This window comes from Proteus sp. FME41 (assembly GCF_014897315.1).
Lineage (GTDB): Bacteria > Pseudomonadota > Gammaproteobacteria > Enterobacterales > Enterobacteriaceae > Proteus.
The window spans coordinates 14,352-31,508 of the sequence record NZ_JABUYL010000015.1 but is presented as its reverse complement, the minus strand read 5'-3'; the positions used below and the strand labels follow the sequence as shown (position 1 = coordinate 31,508).

General features: G+C 38.5%; 18 protein-coding genes. 15 read left to right on the top strand and 3 right to left on the bottom strand.

Going from position 1 to position 17,157, the window contains the following annotated elements:
* The first annotated feature begins 76 nt into the window (after positions 1-76).
* From INT04_RS14025 to accC, 4 genes are all read left to right on the top strand, one after another.
* A complete protein-coding gene (locus tag INT04_RS14025) occupies positions 77-1,051 on the top strand; it encodes an MDR family oxidoreductase (protein WP_193016727.1) in 975 nt (324 codons plus the stop codon).
* A gap of 430 nt (positions 1,052-1,481) precedes the next feature.
* Positions 1,482-1,925, top strand: coding sequence for a type II 3-dehydroquinate dehydratase (gene aroQ, locus INT04_RS14020; RefSeq protein ID WP_109396105.1), 444 nt, complete (start codon positions 1,482-1,484; stop codon positions 1,923-1,925).
* 34 nt (positions 1,926-1,959) lie between these two features.
* Positions 1,960-2,424 carry an acetyl-CoA carboxylase biotin carboxyl carrier protein gene (gene accB / locus INT04_RS14015; RefSeq protein WP_193016726.1) on the top strand — a complete coding sequence of 155 codons (465 nt, stop codon included), beginning with the start codon at positions 1,960-1,962 and terminating at the stop codon, positions 2,422-2,424.
* 12 nt (positions 2,425-2,436) lie between these two features.
* Positions 2,437-3,786 (top strand): acetyl-CoA carboxylase biotin carboxylase subunit, encoded by a 1,350-nt coding sequence (accC, locus tag INT04_RS14010; RefSeq protein ID WP_193016725.1) that lies wholly within the window; start codon positions 2,437-2,439, stop codon positions 3,784-3,786.
* Between the two features lie 73 nt (positions 3,787-3,859).
* On the opposite strand, the gene INT04_RS14005 is transcribed toward accC, so the two are convergent.
* Complete coding sequence (locus tag INT04_RS14005) at positions 3,860-4,318, bottom strand: Lrp/AsnC family transcriptional regulator (protein WP_193016724.1); 459 nt, start codon at positions 4,316-4,318, stop codon at positions 3,860-3,862.
* 343 nt (positions 4,319-4,661) lie between these two features.
* Here INT04_RS14005 and INT04_RS14000 point away from each other — a divergent pair, with 343 nt between their 5' ends.
* The 9 genes from INT04_RS14000 (at position 4,662) to INT04_RS13960 (ending at position 13,218) form a co-directional block, all read left to right on the top strand.
* The gene (locus tag INT04_RS14000) at positions 4,662-5,885 is read left to right on the top strand and encodes a hypothetical protein (RefSeq protein ID WP_413465742.1); all 1,224 of its coding nucleotides are present in this window, start codon (positions 4,662-4,664) and stop codon (positions 5,883-5,885) included.
* Between the two features lie 22 nt (positions 5,886-5,907).
* Positions 5,908-7,110, top strand: a complete 1,203-nt coding sequence (locus INT04_RS13995; RefSeq protein WP_193016722.1) for a MalY/PatB family protein — start codon at positions 5,908-5,910, stop codon at positions 7,108-7,110.
* A gap of 336 nt (positions 7,111-7,446) precedes the next feature.
* Positions 7,447-7,695 (top strand): YhdT family protein, encoded by a 249-nt coding sequence (locus INT04_RS13990; RefSeq protein WP_193016721.1) that lies wholly within the window; start codon positions 7,447-7,449, stop codon positions 7,693-7,695.
* On the top strand, positions 7,685-9,130 hold the full coding sequence (gene panF / locus INT04_RS13985; RefSeq protein WP_193016780.1) for a sodium/pantothenate symporter: 1,446 nt from the start codon (positions 7,685-7,687) through the stop codon (positions 9,128-9,130). Before INT04_RS13990 ends, panF begins: the two co-directional genes overlap by 11 nt.
* Positions 9,131-9,153: 23 nt before the next feature.
* The gene (prmA, locus tag INT04_RS13980; RefSeq protein ID WP_193016720.1) at positions 9,154-10,035 is read left to right on the top strand and encodes a 50S ribosomal protein L11 methyltransferase; all 882 of its coding nucleotides are present in this window, start codon (positions 9,154-9,156) and stop codon (positions 10,033-10,035) included.
* Positions 10,036-10,356: 321 nt separating this feature from the next.
* Complete coding sequence (gene dusB / locus INT04_RS13975) at positions 10,357-11,328, top strand: tRNA dihydrouridine synthase DusB (RefSeq protein WP_193016719.1); 972 nt, start codon at positions 10,357-10,359, stop codon at positions 11,326-11,328.
* A gap of 20 nt (positions 11,329-11,348) precedes the next feature.
* Positions 11,349-11,645: a DNA-binding transcriptional regulator Fis gene (fis, locus tag INT04_RS13970; RefSeq protein WP_004245342.1), complete on the top strand. Its 297-nt coding sequence runs from the start codon at positions 11,349-11,351 to the stop codon at positions 11,643-11,645.
* A 186-nt stretch (positions 11,646-11,831) separates the two neighbouring features.
* Positions 11,832-12,464 carry a hypothetical protein gene (locus tag INT04_RS13965; RefSeq protein ID WP_193016718.1) on the top strand — a complete coding sequence of 211 codons (633 nt, stop codon included), beginning with the start codon at positions 11,832-11,834 and terminating at the stop codon, positions 12,462-12,464.
* 1 nt (position 12,465) lies between these two features.
* Positions 12,466-13,218 (top strand): DUF3307 domain-containing protein, encoded by a 753-nt coding sequence (locus tag INT04_RS13960; RefSeq protein WP_193016717.1) that lies wholly within the window; start codon positions 12,466-12,468, stop codon positions 13,216-13,218.
* A gap of 13 nt (positions 13,219-13,231) precedes the next feature.
* Here the strand turns inward: INT04_RS13960 and INT04_RS13955 are convergent, their stop codons facing one another.
* Entirely contained in the window at positions 13,232-13,750 is a 519-nt protein-coding gene (locus INT04_RS13955; RefSeq protein ID WP_193016716.1) for an SMI1/KNR4 family protein, read from the bottom strand.
* Between the two features lie 137 nt (positions 13,751-13,887).
* Between INT04_RS13955 and INT04_RS13950 the strand changes: the two genes are divergently transcribed.
* Complete coding sequence (locus tag INT04_RS13950; protein ID WP_193016715.1) at positions 13,888-14,634, top strand: hypothetical protein; 747 nt, start codon at positions 13,888-13,890, stop codon at positions 14,632-14,634.
* A gap of 140 nt (positions 14,635-14,774) precedes the next feature.
* Positions 14,775-15,965, top strand: a complete 1,191-nt coding sequence (locus INT04_RS13945) for a cyanate transporter (protein WP_193016714.1) — start codon at positions 14,775-14,777, stop codon at positions 15,963-15,965.
* A gap of 93 nt (positions 15,966-16,058) precedes the next feature.
* Here the strand turns inward: INT04_RS13945 and INT04_RS13940 are convergent, their stop codons facing one another.
* Positions 16,059-17,006 carry a carbamate kinase family protein gene (locus INT04_RS13940; RefSeq protein WP_193016713.1) on the bottom strand — a complete coding sequence of 316 codons (948 nt, stop codon included), beginning with the start codon at positions 17,004-17,006 and terminating at the stop codon, positions 16,059-16,061.
* Positions 17,007-17,157 lie beyond the last annotated feature (151 nt).

The window sequence follows — 17,157 nt, the reverse complement described above, 5'->3', positions numbered from 1 at the left end:
AGATATTGTGCGCAATCACGACGGGATCTAAAAAATCGCTTATCATGACATAAATAGAAATAGATAAGGGGTCAAGATGAAAGCATTACTCGTTGAACAACTTAGCGATAAACTTAACGCCCAAGTACAAAATATCGACGAAAAAACATTACCTATTCATGAGGTTATTGTCGATATTCATTACTCTACACTTAACTATAAAGATGGATTAGCAATCACTGGGAAAGGCAAAATATTGCGCCAATTTCCGATGGTTCCAGGTATTGATTTCTCTGGTGTTGTTCATCACAGCGAAGATCCTCGTTTCCATATTGGTCAACATGTCTTATTAACAGGCTGGGGTGTCGGTGAAAATCACTGGGGTGGGCTTGCACAAAAAGCAGGTGTAAAAGGGGATTGGCTCACAGCCGTACCTGAAGGGCTTTCTTTAAAAAATGCCATGATTATCGGAACCGCCGGCTTTACAGCAATGCTTTGTGTTATGGCGTTAGAACAAGGAGGAATAACGCCTGAAAGTGGTGAAATCCTTGTTACTGGTGCGAGTGGTGGTGTGGGAAGTACCGCCATTAGTTTATTAACCACATTAGGTTATCAAGTTACGGCATTAAGTGGCAGAGCCAGCAACCATGACTATTTGCGCAAACTCGGCGCTAAAAATATTATTACTCGAGAAGAATTTGAACCCGCGGGGCGAGCCTTAGATAAACAATACTGGGCGGGTGCTATTGATACCGTCGGTGGGCAAATTCTTGCCAATATTTTATCGCAAACAAACTATAACGGAACCGTTGCGGCGTGTGGATTAGCGGGTGGTTTCTCCCTACCAACTACTGTAATGCCGTTTATTTTACGTAATGTCCGTTTACAAGGCATCGATTCTGTCTATTTTCCAGCTGAAAAGCGTGCTCATGTTTGGCAACGTTTACTCAAATTGTTACCAGACACTTTTTATCAACAAGCCATGACAGAAATTACACTTGATGACGTGCCTCGTTACGCACAAATGATTATGGATAACCAAGTAACAGGTAGAACCTTAGTTAAATTATAATTTACCGATTCGATCTGTTTATTTCTGGCATTAATTCACGTTATTTAATGCCAGAATGTTCTTCTCAAAGAGAAAAACAGCGATTAACTTGTGATGCAGATCACACTTATGATATATATTGATGTTCTATCTCAAAGAAAATCAGATTTCCAGTGACATCAATAAATAACGTGATGTTATGATTATTTTTTAATCGCCTATTTATTTTATGTTCTTATGTTTACAATCTTGTAAAAACGTTTAGCGTTTTATCTAAATACCCCTCGCCCTCCCTGATTAGACCAGTATTTTGCTGTTATCTTCTGTGAAATGTCTATAATGTCGGACTTTGTGATATGTATCGTAACATCAGATACAAAAAAAGATGACAAAATGAAAAGCACAGGCTATTTTGTCATTTCGTTGACGAATTGACGGAGATAGAAGCATAATGTCGGAAAATTTTCATATTTTGCTCCTGAATGGTCCGAATTTAAACCTGCTTGGAACAAGAGAGCCGGAAACCTACGGACATTTAACTCTGGATGATATCGTTCAAAGTTTGTCAGCAGATGCTCAGGCATTAAATGTGAAACTCAGTCATTTTCAGTCTAATGCTGAATTTGAGCTGATAAATAAAATTCATGCAGCTCGGGGTAATGTCGATTATATATTAATCAACCCTGCGGCTTTCACGCATACCAGTGTTGCACTGCGTGATGCATTATTAGGGGTGAATATTCCATTTATTGAAATTCACCTGTCCAATGTCTACAGTCGGGAGCCTTTCCGTCACCATTCTTATCTTTCTGATATCGCAACAGGCGTAATCTGTGGATTAGGTGCAGAAGGTTATCGGTTTGCTTTACAGGCAGCGGTCAACCGCTTGTCTTAATAAAAAACATCAAAAAAGAGTACGGAATCAACTCATGGATATTCGTAAAATTAAAAAACTGATCGAGCTAGTCGAAGAGTCTGGCATTTCTGAACTGGAAATCTCTGAAGGTGAAGAATCAGTACGTATTAGTCGTAATGCTGGTCTTCAGGGTCAAATGGCTCCTCAGCAATATTTTGCGGCACCTGCGGCACCTCAACCTGCGTTAGCAAATGCTGTTGCACCTGTGGCACCAGAAACACCAGCTGCTACGCCAGAAATCAGCGGTCACGTTGTTCGTTCACCAATGGTCGGAACGTTCTACCGCTCACCAAGCCCTGAAGCCAAAAAATTTGTTGAAGTCGGTCAGCATGTCAATGTCGGCGATACTCTGTGCATCGTTGAAGCAATGAAAATGATGAACCAGATTGAATCTGATAAAGCAGGTGTTGTTAAATCTATCATTTGCCAAGATGGCGACAACGTTGAGTTTGACGCTCCACTCTTTGTTATCGAATAACGAGGCAGGCCCATGCTAGAAAAAATCCTCATTGCCAACCGTGGTGAGATAGCACTGCGTATCCTAAGAGCGTGTAAAGAGCTTGGGATCAAAGCAGTTGCCGTTCACTCCACAGCAGACCGTGATTTAAAACACGTTCTACTGGCAGACGAGACTATCTGTATTGGTCCCGCTGCTTCAGCAAAAAGTTACCTCAATATCCCTGCAATTATTGCAGCAGCGGAGATCAGTGGTGCTCAAGCCATTCATCCAGGATATGGTTTCCTATCTGAAAATGCTGATTTCGCAGAGCAAGTTGAACGCTCTGGCTTTATTTTTATCGGACCAAAAGCTGAAACCATCCGCCTAATGGGTGACAAAGTTTCTGCTATTGAAGCGATGAAAAAAGCAGGTGTTCCTTGTGTACCAGGATCAGACGGTCCTTTAGGTAATGACACAGCGAAAAATATTGAGATTGCTAAACGTATTGGTTATCCCGTTATCATCAAAGCCTCTGGTGGCGGTGGTGGACGTGGTATGCGTGTTGTTCGCTCTGAAAAAGATCTGGAACAATCCATTACAATGACACGTGCTGAAGCAAAAGCGGCATTTAGCAACGACATGGTATACATGGAAAAATACCTTGAAAATCCACGCCATATTGAAATTCAAGTTATGGCTGATGGTCAAGGTAATGCTATCTATTTGGCTGAACGCGACTGCTCAATGCAACGCCGTCACCAAAAAGTGGTTGAAGAAGCACCAGCACCGGGCATTACTCCTGAGATCCGTAAACATATTGGCGAACGCTGTGCGAACGCCTGTATTGAAATCGGCTATCGCGGTGCGGGCACATTCGAATTCCTGTATGAAAATGGTGAATTTTACTTTATTGAGATGAATACCCGTATTCAGGTTGAACATCCAGTAACAGAAATGATCACCGGCATCGACCTAATTAAAGAACAGTTACGTATTGCTTCTGGCTTACCGTTATCGGTAACACAAGATCAAGTTAACGTTCATGGTCATGCTATGGAATGTCGTATCAACGCAGAAGATCCAAAAAGCTTCTTACCAAGCCCAGGAACAATTACCCGTTTCCACTCACCGGGTGGATTTGGTGTACGTTGGGAATCGCATATTTACGCAGGTTATACTGTTCCACCTCACTATGATTCAATGATTGGTAAATTGATCACTTATGGTGAAACACGCGAAATTGCTATTTCTCGCATGAAAAATGCGTTGGCAGAACTTATCATTGACGGGATAAAAACCAATATTGAACTGCACCAGTTCATTATGAATGATGAGCAATTCCAAAAAGGTGGTACAAACATTCACTACCTTGAAAAACGTTTAGGCTTAGCTGAGAAATAATCTTTCTCGCTTAATCAGAAAAGGCATAGTTTACTCACTATGCCTTTTTTATTGCTTATTTTTTGATATACCTTTATTTAATAGGAAATCCTTTAAAGGGTTTTATTTCTCGAATACTAAAACTGGTGTTCATCTCTTTAATATTGCCTATAGCACGTACTTTCATCATTGAAACGTTGTGAAAATCTTCCATATCTTTAACGACCAATTGCAATATATAGTCATATCGTCCTGAAATATTATGGCAAGAAATCACATTATCAATCTTCATTATTTCTTGTTCAAAATGCGCCATATTATCTTCAGAATGCAAATCCAACGTAATATTCATAAAGGCATAAAAATTAAATCCTAAGTGCTTAGGATCAATGATGGCTCGATAATTTTTGATCACCCCTTTTTCTAATGTCTTTAATCGCTTCCAACAAGCAGGTGGAGACAAAAAAACTTGCTTAGCTATTTCGGCATTATTGAGCCGTCCATCTTCTTGTAAAAGCTTAAGGATCCCCATATCTATTTTGTCAAGATCCATCCTATTCAACCCTCTGTGACGTTAATCAAATTAACGTTTTTATCAAAGATAATTAATTTATTACTCAATTTTAGCGAATTTTATTAATAAATAAGTCCGTTTGGCTTCCAATATGGAGAAATAATTAATCACACTAATTGCTAAAATTACTCTCGAAGTATCGTTATTCAGCTAATACAAAATGATTAGAAATCATGTTCTAAAAATAAACTTAACAAAACAAATACTCTAAATTTTACTTTCACATGGGATTACATGTATGACCTTATTAGAACAAAAAGTTGATAGGGCCTCTCTCTCAAAAGAAGAATGGAAAAAATTAACTCGATTTGATAATACCGATATGGGATGGATAATTATCAGTATTGGTATGGCAATTGGTGCTGGTATTGTTTTTTTACCCGTACAAGTTGGCTTAATTGGATTATGGGTGTTTTTACTCTCTTCTATTATTGGCTACCCTGCCATGTACCTCTTTCAACGCTTATTTATTAATACCCTTGCTGATTCAAAAGAATGTAAAGACTACCCAAGTGTCATTGAAGGCTATCTTGGAAAAAACTGGGGAATGTTTTTAGGGTTACTTTACTTTTTAATGTTAGTGATTTGGATTTTTGCTTATCCAACAGCGCTGACTAATGATACAGCGTCTTACCTACACACCTTTGGCGTAACAGAAGGATTACTGTCAGAAAATCCATTTTATGGCTTAATTCTTATCTCATTTTTGGTTTTAATTGCATCACGAAGTGAAGAGCTATTATTTAAAATCTCAAGCTTTATGGTGTTATCTAAATTATTGGTTGTACTTGCACTTGGTATCATGATGATTAGCATGTGGGATCTGTCGAAAAATATCGATGTATTCCCCCCTTTTAGCCTATTAATTAAAAATGCGATTATTACCCTACCTTTTACACTAACCTCTATTCTCTTTATTCAATCGCTTAGCCCAATGGTGATTTCTTATCGCGCAAAGAACAAATCGATTGAAGTCGCACGCTATAAAGCCTTAAGAGCGATGAACATCTCTTTTGGTACATTATTTTGTGTTGTCTTTTTCTATGCCGTTTCTTTTACCTTTGCTATTGGGCATGACGAAGCGGTTAAGGCTTATGAACAAAATATTTCTGCATTAGCAATTGCAGCACAATTTATTGAAGGTGATGCGGCTAAATATGTCACTCCTGTTGGCGTTGCACTTAACATCTTTGCTTTAATGACTGCATTCTTTGGGGTTTATCTTGGCTTTAAAGAAGCAGTACAAGGCTTAGTCATGAATGCCCTTACTCGTATTATTCCCGCAGAAAAAATTAATCAGAAAATCCTCACGTTATGTATCGTAATTTTTACTGTCGTTATTGCGTGGGGTGCAATTGTTCTTAATCTGCCAGTATTAATGTTCACTTCAATCTGTAGTCCTATTTTCGGTATTGTAGGTTGTCTGATCCCTGCTTATTTGGTTTACAAAGTACCTTCATTGCACCGTTATAAAGGTGGGTCACTGTATTTAATTATCTTTACGGGCATTCTGCTTTGTATTTCCCCTTTCTTAAAATTTATTTAATTAGACGTATTAAGGTTTAACCATGAAATATAACTTTGACGAAATTATAGATAGAAAAGATACCGATGCTTTAAATTACGATGGCTGGCGTCAGTATATTTTTAAAACCGATAAAGATGCACAATTTGCTTTTGCTGATAATGAATTTATTAGAATGTGGGTCGCTGATATGGACTTCTCTACTCCTCCCGAAATTCTAGAAGCAATTAAAGCACGCCTTGATAGAAAAATATTAGGTTATACCAAAGTGTATGATGATGAATATTATCAAATCTTTAAAGATTGGTGCCAAAGACATTACGATTGGGAAATTGATCCGCGTGAAATTGTCTTATCACCAGGCATTATTCCTGCACTAAACCGCTTAGTACCTTTATTAATAAAAAAAGAGGAAAGTATTCTTATTCAAACACCGTCTTATACGCCATTTAAACAAGCGGGAGATTATAATTCTCGCCAAGTGATCTACTCTGATTTAGTAGAAAAAAAGGGTGAATACTCTATTGATTTCGCAGATATGGAACGCAAAATAAAAGATAAATCACTTAATATTAAGCTCTTTATTTTATGTAATCCTCAAAACCCAACCGGTAAAGTGTGGACTGAAGAAGCACTAATTAAGATGGGGAAACTCTGTGTTGAAAATGATATTTGGATGATTTCAGATGAAATACACTGTGATTTATTACGTCACGGCATAACACATATCCCTATTGCCAAACTTTTCCCTGATTATGAGAAAATTATTACCTGTATGGCACCCAGCAAGACATTTAATCTTGCCGGTAATCTCATGTCTCATATCTTTATTAAGAATGAAGAAGTAAAAAAAGAGTGGCTTCGCCTTTATGATGATTTTATTTCACCATTAAGTTTAGTGGCAACAAAAGCGGCTTATTCACAATGTGATGAATGGTTAAAAGCACTCAGAGATTACCTTGATGATAATTTTAAATTAGTACAAGAATTTACTCAGACTCATTTTCCAAAAGCAAATTTTAAAATACCTGATTCAACCTATTTGGCGTGGATTAATTTGGCAGATTATTTACCTAAAAATGTCGATAATCAACAGCTTTCACTCTATTTTGCTAATAAAACCGGTGTTCTATTAGAAGGTGGAAATATGTTTGTGAGTAATGGCGATAACTATATTCGAATTAATCTTGCCTGCCCTCGCGCCATTATCAAAGAAGGCTTAGAAAGAATAAAAAATGCCCTTTAATTTATTGAGATGAGTAAATCGAAGAAGAGCACTACTTTTAATCAATGCATTAAAGAGATGCTCTTCTTTTTCATCACTTAAATAATCTTGCCAAATTTAACAGTGGTTGTTATTTGAGCAATTCATATACTTAATTCTTTATAAATAAGAGAAAAACATCTCTTTATTTTTCTCATGCCATTCAATAGCAATTAGGCTATAACGTTTTAAAAACAATAAGATAATTATTTTTTAGAATTCACCAGTGACTTTGTGATTAATTTTCACTGAATCAATACTCACTTTCCCGTACAATCCTTCCATTCATTTTTAACCCTATTAAAATTGGGAGAACAGATGGACAAGCGTTTTGTTCAGGCCCACAAAGAAGCTCTTTTGGCTTTCATTTTAACTTTTATCTATTTGTTGGGCTGGTTAGTGACGGCCTATTTACCTGATAACACACTTGGCATAATGGGTTTACCCGTTTGGTTTGAGCTTTCATGCTTATTTTTACCTGTTTTGTTCTTTTTACTGTGCTATCTGATGGTGCGTTACTTTTTCAAAGATATGCCGTTAGGAGATGAGCATGACGATGCAAATTGAGGTTGTTGTGCCACTGATAGGCTATCTTCTGCTGGTTTTTATGCTATCAGCGTATGCTTATCGTAAGCGCGAAAAAGGTGAATTTCTTAACGAATATTTTCTAGGTAACCGTTCAATGGGTGGTTTTGTATTAGCCATGACCATCACCGCGACTTACGTCAGTGCAAGCTCTTTTATTGGCGGACCGGGTGCGGCCTATAAATATGGTATTGGCTGGGTTTTACTTTCGATGATCCAACTCCCTGCAATTTGGCTTTCGCTTGGCGTGTTGGGGAAAAAATTTGCCATTTTAGCCCGTCGTTATAATGCAGTTACTTTAAACGACATGCTGTATGCGCGTTACAAAAGCCGCTTTCTTGTTTGGTTTGCCAGTTTAAGTTTACTTGTTGCGTTTGTTGGTGCGATGACAGTCCAATTTATTGGGGGGGCTCGTTTATTAGAAACCGCGGCAGGCATTCCTTATGAATTTGGTTTGCTTATTTTTGGGATCTCAATCGCCTTGTATACCGCGATTGGCGGATTTAGAGCCAGTGTATTAAACGATGCTTTACAAGGTCTTGTAATGCTATTGGGTACCTTTATCCTGTTGGTTGCCATTATCTATAAAGTAGGGGGTTTAGATGTTGCAATACAAAAACTCAATGCTATTGATCCTGCTTTAACGTCTCCTCAAGGTGCAGAAGGTATTTTAAGTGGGCCCTTTATGGCCTCATTTTGGGTGCTGGTCTGTTTTGGTGTGATTGGTTTACCTCATACGGCAGTGCGTTGTATTTCCTATAAAGACAGCAAAGCGATGCATAAAGGGATCATCATCGGCACTATCGTGATGTCACTATTAATGTTTGGTATGCACTTTGCTGGTGCGCTAGGTCGGGCGATCATTCCTGATCTCACCGTTCCTGATCAGGTTATTCCAACCTTAATGGTTAGCGTATTACCCCCTTTTGCCGCAGGCATTTTTCTGGCTGCACCTATGGCTGCGATCATGTCAACCATTAATGCCCAGTTGTTGCAGTCGTCAGCGACATTGGTCAAAGATCTCTATCTTAATCTTGCCCCACACGCAATAACCAATGAGAAGCGTATTTCCCGTTTATCAAGCCTTTCGACCTTGATTTTAGGTATATTACTGCTGTTTGCTGCATGGGATCCGCCAGCCATGATCATCTGGCTCAATTTACTGGCTTTTGGTGGCTTACAAGCGGTGTTCTTATGGCCTTTAGTACTAGGACTTTATTGGAATAAAGCCAATCGTTATGGCGCTATTACGAGCATGATAACGGGAGCAACACTCTATGCCACGCTTGCGACATTTAATATCCAAATAGCCGGATTTCACCCTATTGTTCCCTCACTGCTATTGAGCTTAGTGGCATTTCTTGTTGCTAATCGATTTGGAGAGCATACTCTGCCACAATCAGCATCATTACAGTGAATTCGTTTTTAAAGAGATTAATTATGCCTTGGATACAATTAAGACTTAATGCAACTGCCGCCAATGCCGAAGCGATTGGTGATGAGTTAGTTGAAAGTGGTGCCGTTTCAGTGACATTCCAAGATAGTCACGACACCCCGATTTTTGAACCTTTACCAGGAGAAACTCGCCTGTGGGGTGATACCGATGTTATCGGTTTGTATGATGCAGAAACTGACATGAAAATTGTGGTGGCAATGTTAGAAAATACGCCACTACTAGGTCAAGGCTTCCTACACAAAATTGAACAGCTTGAAGATAAAGATTGGGAACGTGAATGGATGGATAACTTCCATCCTATGCGCTTTGGTGAACGTTTATGGATTTGCCCAAGCTGGCGTAATGTGCCAGATCCTAACGCTGTCAACGTCATGCTAGACCCTGGTCTTGCGTTTGGCACGGGGACTCACCCGACAACCTCATTGTGCCTACAATGGCTTGATGGCTTAGATTTAGTGGGTAAAACGGTTATCGACTTTGGTTGTGGCTCCGGTATTTTAGCGATTGCCGCCTTAAAATTAGGTGCCACGAAAGCAATTGGTATTGATATCGACCCTCAAGCAATCCAAGCAAGCCGTGATAACGCACAACGCAATGGAGTTTCTGACGCACTGACGTTATATCTTGCGAAAGACCAACCTGATAACTTAAGTGCCGATGTTGTCGTTGCAAATATTCTAGCGGGCCCATTGCGAGAGCTTGCACCTGTTATCAGTACGCTCCCACGCCAAGGTGGGCATCTTGGGCTTTCTGGCGTGTTAGCGACACAAGCTGAAGGTGTTGCGGCTGCATATGAAGAATTATTTCGTTTAGATCCTGTCGCTGAGAAAGAAGAGTGGTGTCGTATTACCGGTGTGAAAAAATAACACAGGTTAAATATCAATCAATTTGAGATAATCTCAATACGTTAATATTTCACTTAATTATTGTTTATCAGGCATTAATCACATTTTTGCCTGGTAAACTTTACTTAGTTTCGTTTGTTTATCAATTCTATGCTCTTAATTTTATTTTTTTAAAAAATAGATAACACTATGTTTTTATTAATTAAATAATGTATTCATAAAAAATCAAGTGTAATGAAGTAACTTTTTTTCGCAATTTGGTTAAACTTTGTCCTTTCATATCTGGCAAAAAATGCGTAATATACGCGCCCTTGCAGTCACAGTTTGGCCCTCTTTTCATCTATGCGAATCGGACAGTATCAGTTAAAAAATTGCCTTATCGCGGCTCCTATGGCTGGCGTTACAGACCGACCTTTTCGGTCGCTTTGCTACGACATGGGTGCAGGTATGACAGTTTCTGAAATGCTTTCTTCTAACCCTCAGGTTTGGAAGACAGACAAGTCTCGGTTACGAATGGTACATAGCGATGAATTGGGGATCCGCTCCGTACAAATTGCAGGTAGTGATCCCGTTGATATGGCGGCAGCTGCGAAAATAAACGCAGACAGTGGCGCTCAAATTATCGACATTAACATGGGTTGCCCTGCAAAAAAGGTGAATAAAAAGCTAGCAGGTTCAGCATTACTTCGTTATCCCGACCTTGTCGCAGAGATCCTCTCTGCTGTGGTTAACGCGGTGGATGTCCCTGTTACTCTCAAGATCCGTACGGGTTGGTCACCTGATGAACGTAACTGTGTAGAGATTGCCAAATTGGCTGAACGTTGTGGTATTCAGGCTCTCACTATTCATGGACGTACACGCGAGTGTTTGTTCAAAGGGGAAGCCGAATACGACAGTATTCGGACAGTTAAGCAGAATGTTTCTATTCCCATTATTGCGAATGGAGACATAACAGACCCGCTAAAAGCCAGAGCAGTATTAGACTACACTGGAGCCGATGCTTTGATGATCGGTCGCGCTGCTCAGGGAAGACCTTGGATCTTTCGGGAAATCCAGCACTATCTGGACACAGGTGAACTGTTGCCCCCTCTACCGATTGTAGAGGTACAACAAATAATGCAAAAGCATGTGCGTGAGTTGCACGACTTTTACGGTCAAGGCAAAGGAACTCGCATTGCACGCAAGCATGTCTCTTGGTATCTCAAGGAACATGCCCCTGATGACCAGTTTCGGCGCTCCTTCAACGCCATAGAGGATGCCAGCGAACAGCTGGAGGCGTTGGAAGCATATTTCGAAAATTTTTTGCGTAAATAAATAAAAGAGCTGACAGAACTATGTTCGAACAACGCGTAAATTCAGACGTACTAACAGTTGCCACCGTAAATTCACAAGATCAGGTGACCCAAAAACCTTTACGTGACTCAGTTAAACAAGCACTGAAGAACTATTTTGCTCAATTAAACGGTCAAGATGTTAATGACTTATATGAGCTGGTATTGGCTGAAGTTGAACAGCCATTGTTGGACATGGTAATGCAGTACACCCGTGGCAACCAAACGCGTGCGGCGCAAATGATGGGCATTAACCGCGGCACACTGCGTAAAAAACTGAAAAAATACGGCATGAACTGATCCTAGTCAGTTAGGTCTATTTTTATAAAAAGCCTTTTCTGGTTTTCAGAAAAGGCTTTTTTGTTGCTTGTTCTTCTCGCTTTATCTATAAAGCTAATGAGCATGTTACCATATTTGGTAACATAGCATCATGTTACCATATTTGGTAACATATCATTCATCCCATAAAATCATAAGAGCCAAAAGATGAATAAAGACATCGTAAGTGTTATTACAGGCGATATTATCGATTCTAAAAATATCTCCATCCCAAACTATGACCTTATGCTCTACACTTTGGAGCAGACAGTTCAATTACTCTCAGAACAGTTACCCATTAAATATGATCGATACCGCGGTGATTCTTTCCAGATTGTTTGCTTACAAGCAGGGGATGCTATCAAAGTCGCTATCGTCATCCAATTAGCACTAAAAACGTCAAATCTAGAAATCAGTGCTCGTCAAAGTATTGGCATCGGCAAAATTGACTCATTGCGTAATGATGTAAGAACCTCAATTGGTGAGGCCTTTATTTTATCTGGCGAAGGACTCGATAAAATGAAAGATGAAATTTTGACAATATCGGCATCTAGCTCAGATTTTCAACAAAATATTGCCTTAGTTACTAAGTATTTAAATATACAACTCAAAGAAATTACTCGAGCACAAGCGCAAGTTTTACTTAAATACATGGTCAATAAAGATAAATCTCACTATGCTATCGCTGATGAATTAAAAAAATCGAGAAGTAATATTACTAGATTATTAAATGCTAGCCACTACCAGTTAATAGATGAATATATTCAATACTTTAATTATTTAATTAACAAGGTTTATTGATATGTATAATTTCGCGCTTCTTATTTCTCTCTATATTGCTCATATTACTTTTGATTTTTATTTACAACCTAAAGCATGGATAGAAGCGCGAAATACTCTACATTACAAATCTAAAGAACTTTACCTACACTCGCTACTGCAAGGAGGGATAACCTTTATTATTCTAGTTTTAATGGCGGAGATAAGTTTTGGTTCTATTTTTATTTACAGTGTAACTGTATTAATAACACACTATCTTTTTGATCTTGGAAAATCCTATACTGATAACTCTTTAAGATGGTTTATTACTGATCAAGCTCTTCATTTATTCGTAATTACCTTTTTATGGATAATATTGATTGATCAAAATACTCAGATATTCCATGAGCTTAGTTTTAAAAACATTAACTATAAATATTTGATTGTTATTCTTGCCTACATCATTATTTTAAAGCCGATTTCCATCCTTATTTATATGTTACTCAAAAAATGGACACCTGTCGCAGAGGAAGGCTCAACGCTCGTTTCTGCTGGTCAATCTATTGGTTATTTGGAAAGAATGCTTATTTTAACTTTCATTCTTTTAAACCAATTTGCAGCAATTGGTTTTTTACTAGCAGCCAAATCTATATTTAGATTTGGTGAGTTACAAAATGACCAAGATAAAAAACTAACAGAATATGTTATGTTGGGTACACTTATTAGCTTTAGTATCTCCATCCTTACTGGGCTTGCCACAACATACCTGGTAACTCAATTACCCATAGGTAAATAACCCATCAACTGTCTTAAATAAACGTTATATTCTCTGATGGAAACCCTGCCGGAAATGACTGGCAACATATTCGTTTTGATAACACACCTTCTAAAAACCCTGTCAGATTTTCTGCAATAAACTCTACCTCAGAGGCTCTGGATGGAATAATGGCTATTGTCCATAAATTGCTATTATTGGATGAAACAACCCAAAAAAGCGTATCTCCATTATCTGTCTCCCCAATAGGCAAAAGCCCATTACTTTTAGGGTACAGATGAAAAGTATAATAATCAGGATCAGACTGTATTAACGAATCAAAATCCTTAAGAATTGCCTCTTTTTGCTGAAAGAAATTAAGATAGTCATCCTCACTAAATGGATTAAATAACGTAATAAAATTGGCTATTTGTCCTGAACCATATTGCGAGACAAATTCAATATAGTCTTGAGGAAAGGTGTATTGATTATCAATAAGTGGCCACTCCTTGTCTTCTCCTCGTTCTATCGGACATAGAGGTATTGGTAGCCACTGATTTAATGCTGTTAACATTCTATCCTCACTGATTTGATTTCCATTTTATCGCTCAATTTATGGTATTTTATCTTTACCTTATTTTTATCATAACTTTGCTAATTTCTATCACTCTAGATACGTGATAAAAATGCGATACCAACAAGACGATAATAATGATAACACCTTCACATACCATTACATTTATTGATAGCGCTTACCCTAAACCTCATACAATTAAAGAATTTGTCTGGTCTGGCCGATTAGATAAACATGGGCAACTTTGGTTTGATCTCCACCTTAGAAGTACTGACTATTATTTAAGTGAGGGTGAAGATTATTGTGCAGATATAGATGAAGATGAGTCAGATGATGAACAAGAATATACCAGCCTAGCACACTGGCAAGATCAAATCGTTTGGGATAATTATCACTGCTGTACACTCTCTTCAACTTATTGGTCTGACGATCAAGGTATTTTACTCAGCACAGGAAAACCGCCATTCGATTTTGATAGTTTTATTACTCATCAATTTAATGTTGATATTGCTCCTCAAATTAATAGTGATACCGATGAGGATGAAGAAAGAGCTGAAGTCCCAGCTTTTAGTCTTTATTTATTAGGGCATGATGAGTGTACAAATCATCAAATTACCTTTCAGCGCCAGAAAAATAATACTTTCCATATTGACTGGATAGGTAAAATCGCACTGACTTATGCGGGCTTTGATGAATTTATTCATCAATTTATTGTAAGATTAGAAAATATTCCTTTTGATGGTTTTTATTTTCCTAAATCATGGGATTTAGATAAAGCGACGGTTGAATTTAAAAAAGTACTTGCTCATTTTGAACACTATGAATTCACATTAATTAACCCTAAAAGCCAAATTAAACAGTGGAAACTTAAATATACGGCTTAAACAGGTAGGCGATTCACCAAGTAAATCGATAATAATAAGATTATTATCCAGATGATATCCCATAAATAAAATATCTGTCATTTGTTTATACAAATATTGTCTATACAATAGACAATATTTATGTTTATCAGGGAATTACAATGGCTGCCTTACCACGAAAAAAAACATGGCAGATTATCCTCACTATTATTTTAGTCGGGATAAATTTACGCCCTTTTTTAACCGGCCCAGGCCCTGTTATTGACAATATTATTGCCTCAACAGGGATGAGTTATAGCCAAGTCTCATTACTCACGCTATTGCCCATGCTTTTAATGGGAATAGGTGCGTTAATTGTTCCTTTTTTACAGCCTTACATTCAAGTTCGTAAAGGCCTTTTAGTGGCAATGCTAATGCTTCTTATGGGCTCTTTCTCTCGTGCTTATGTTTCTGATGGTCATCAGTTATTACTAACGGCCCTCTTTTGCGGTTTGAGTGTCGCTTATATTCAAGCGGTGTTTCCCGGTATTATTAAAGGATGGTTTGGACATCGAACACCGATTATGATGGGCTTGTATTCCGCCATGTTAATGGGTGGCGGCGCACTAGGTGCTCAATTATCACCTATTCTTACAGCCTCCAATGGTCATTGGCAAAGCGCTTTGGCGTGGTTTGCACTTCCAGCCAGCTTTGCCTTTATCGCTATTCTTTTTTCTATTAAAAACAATGCCACATCTGCCAATAAAATATCGCTAAATACCCTCATTTGGCGCCCGAGAACAGCGTTACTGATCTTAGGATTTGGCTGTGTTAATGCTGGGTATGCTTCGGTAGTAACATGGTTGGCACCTTTTTATCAATCGTTGGGAATGCCAAGTGCGCAAAGTGGCTCTCTTGTTGCTATTCTTTCTCTTTTTCAAGCCTCGGCAGCATTAATCATTCCCTTCTTGGCTGCTAAAAATCATGATCGCCGATTTTGGCTGATGCTGACATTAATAAGCCAATTTATCGGTTTTGGCGCAATAATGACAATTCCTATGAGTGCACCTTATCTTTGGAGTATCTTCTTAGGTTGTGGCTTAGGCGGATGTTTTTCAATGATGATGATTGTAGCACTCGATCATATTCCTGCTCCTGCTCAAGCGGGCGCACTGTCAGCATTAATGCAAGGGGGTGGATTTATTATTGCCGCATTTGGGCCATTAGTCGCGGTAATGCTGCGCCAACCTGATGGAAGCTTTACTTACGCTTGGGCATTTCATGCCATTTTAGTGATTGTAACAATAGGATTATTTTCACGATTAAATCCACGCTCTTATGCAAAGGCCTATCCTGCCAATCACTCTGTTTAAAATCAAGATAAACCCCATATAAAATAAGCGCCTTACTTTTACAAATAAGGCGCTTATCGTTTTTAACTATCTGAATGCATTATTTCATGATAATTAAGCAATAATATGTGTCCCTGTTTCACCGTTTAAGGCTGAAGCCAGCTTTTCTGGCGTGGTGATAATCACACGTTTTCCACCCGCAGCTAAAAATGACAGACTCGCTTCAATTTTAGGAAGCATACTGCCCGCAGGGAAATGCCCCTCATGCATATATTGTGTCATTTTCTCAACAGAGGTTTCACCCAATGCTTTTTGTTCAGGTTTACCGAAATGAATACAGACTTTTTCAACACCGGTTGTGATAATCAGAATATCTGCATGTAATTCTTTTGCCAACAGCGTTGACGACAAGTCTTTATCAATAACAGCATCAACACTCTGATAATTTCCCCGCTCATTTTTGATAACAGGAATACCACCACCGCCGACTGCAATAACGACATAACCACATTCTGACAGTGATTTAATCGCCTTAGATTCAATAACATGTTGTGGAATAGGAGAGGCAACAACGCGACGATAACCACGACCAGAGTCTTCAACAAAATGCCATTGTGGGTTTTCTTGTTTTAATTGCTTCATCTCTTGTTCAGAGAAAAAAGCCCCAATGGGCTTTGTTGGAGAATCAAAATTAGGATCGTTTTTATCCACTTCAACTTGCGTGATAATAGTGACAGCTTGTTTACCTTGCTGAACACGAAGCTTATTGGTTAACGCTTGTTGTATCAAATACCCAATTCCACCTTGCGTATCAGCAACACAGTTAGCTAATGGCGTTAAAGGTAAACCTTCTTGTGCATGTGCCACTTCAGCACGGCGTAAATCTAGCCCGACGTGAGGCCCATTACCATGGGTCAAAACAATATTATATCCTTCAGCCACCATATCACTAATATGTGCGGCAACCTCTTGTACTGCTTGTTCTTGATGAGCGATAGACTGGCTGGCATTGTCTGTAATAATACTGTTGCCTCCAATGGCAACAACAACGAGTTCTTTCATATTTCACTCTCAATCATATTATGGACAATTAAAGTAGAAATAACGAATTTCTACTCTCAGAGGTTATGTCAATTTGGCTGTCATATTCGATTACGGTTTTCTTTGGTTTATCATTTAATGAAATCAACAATATTGCATTGAACATTATCTA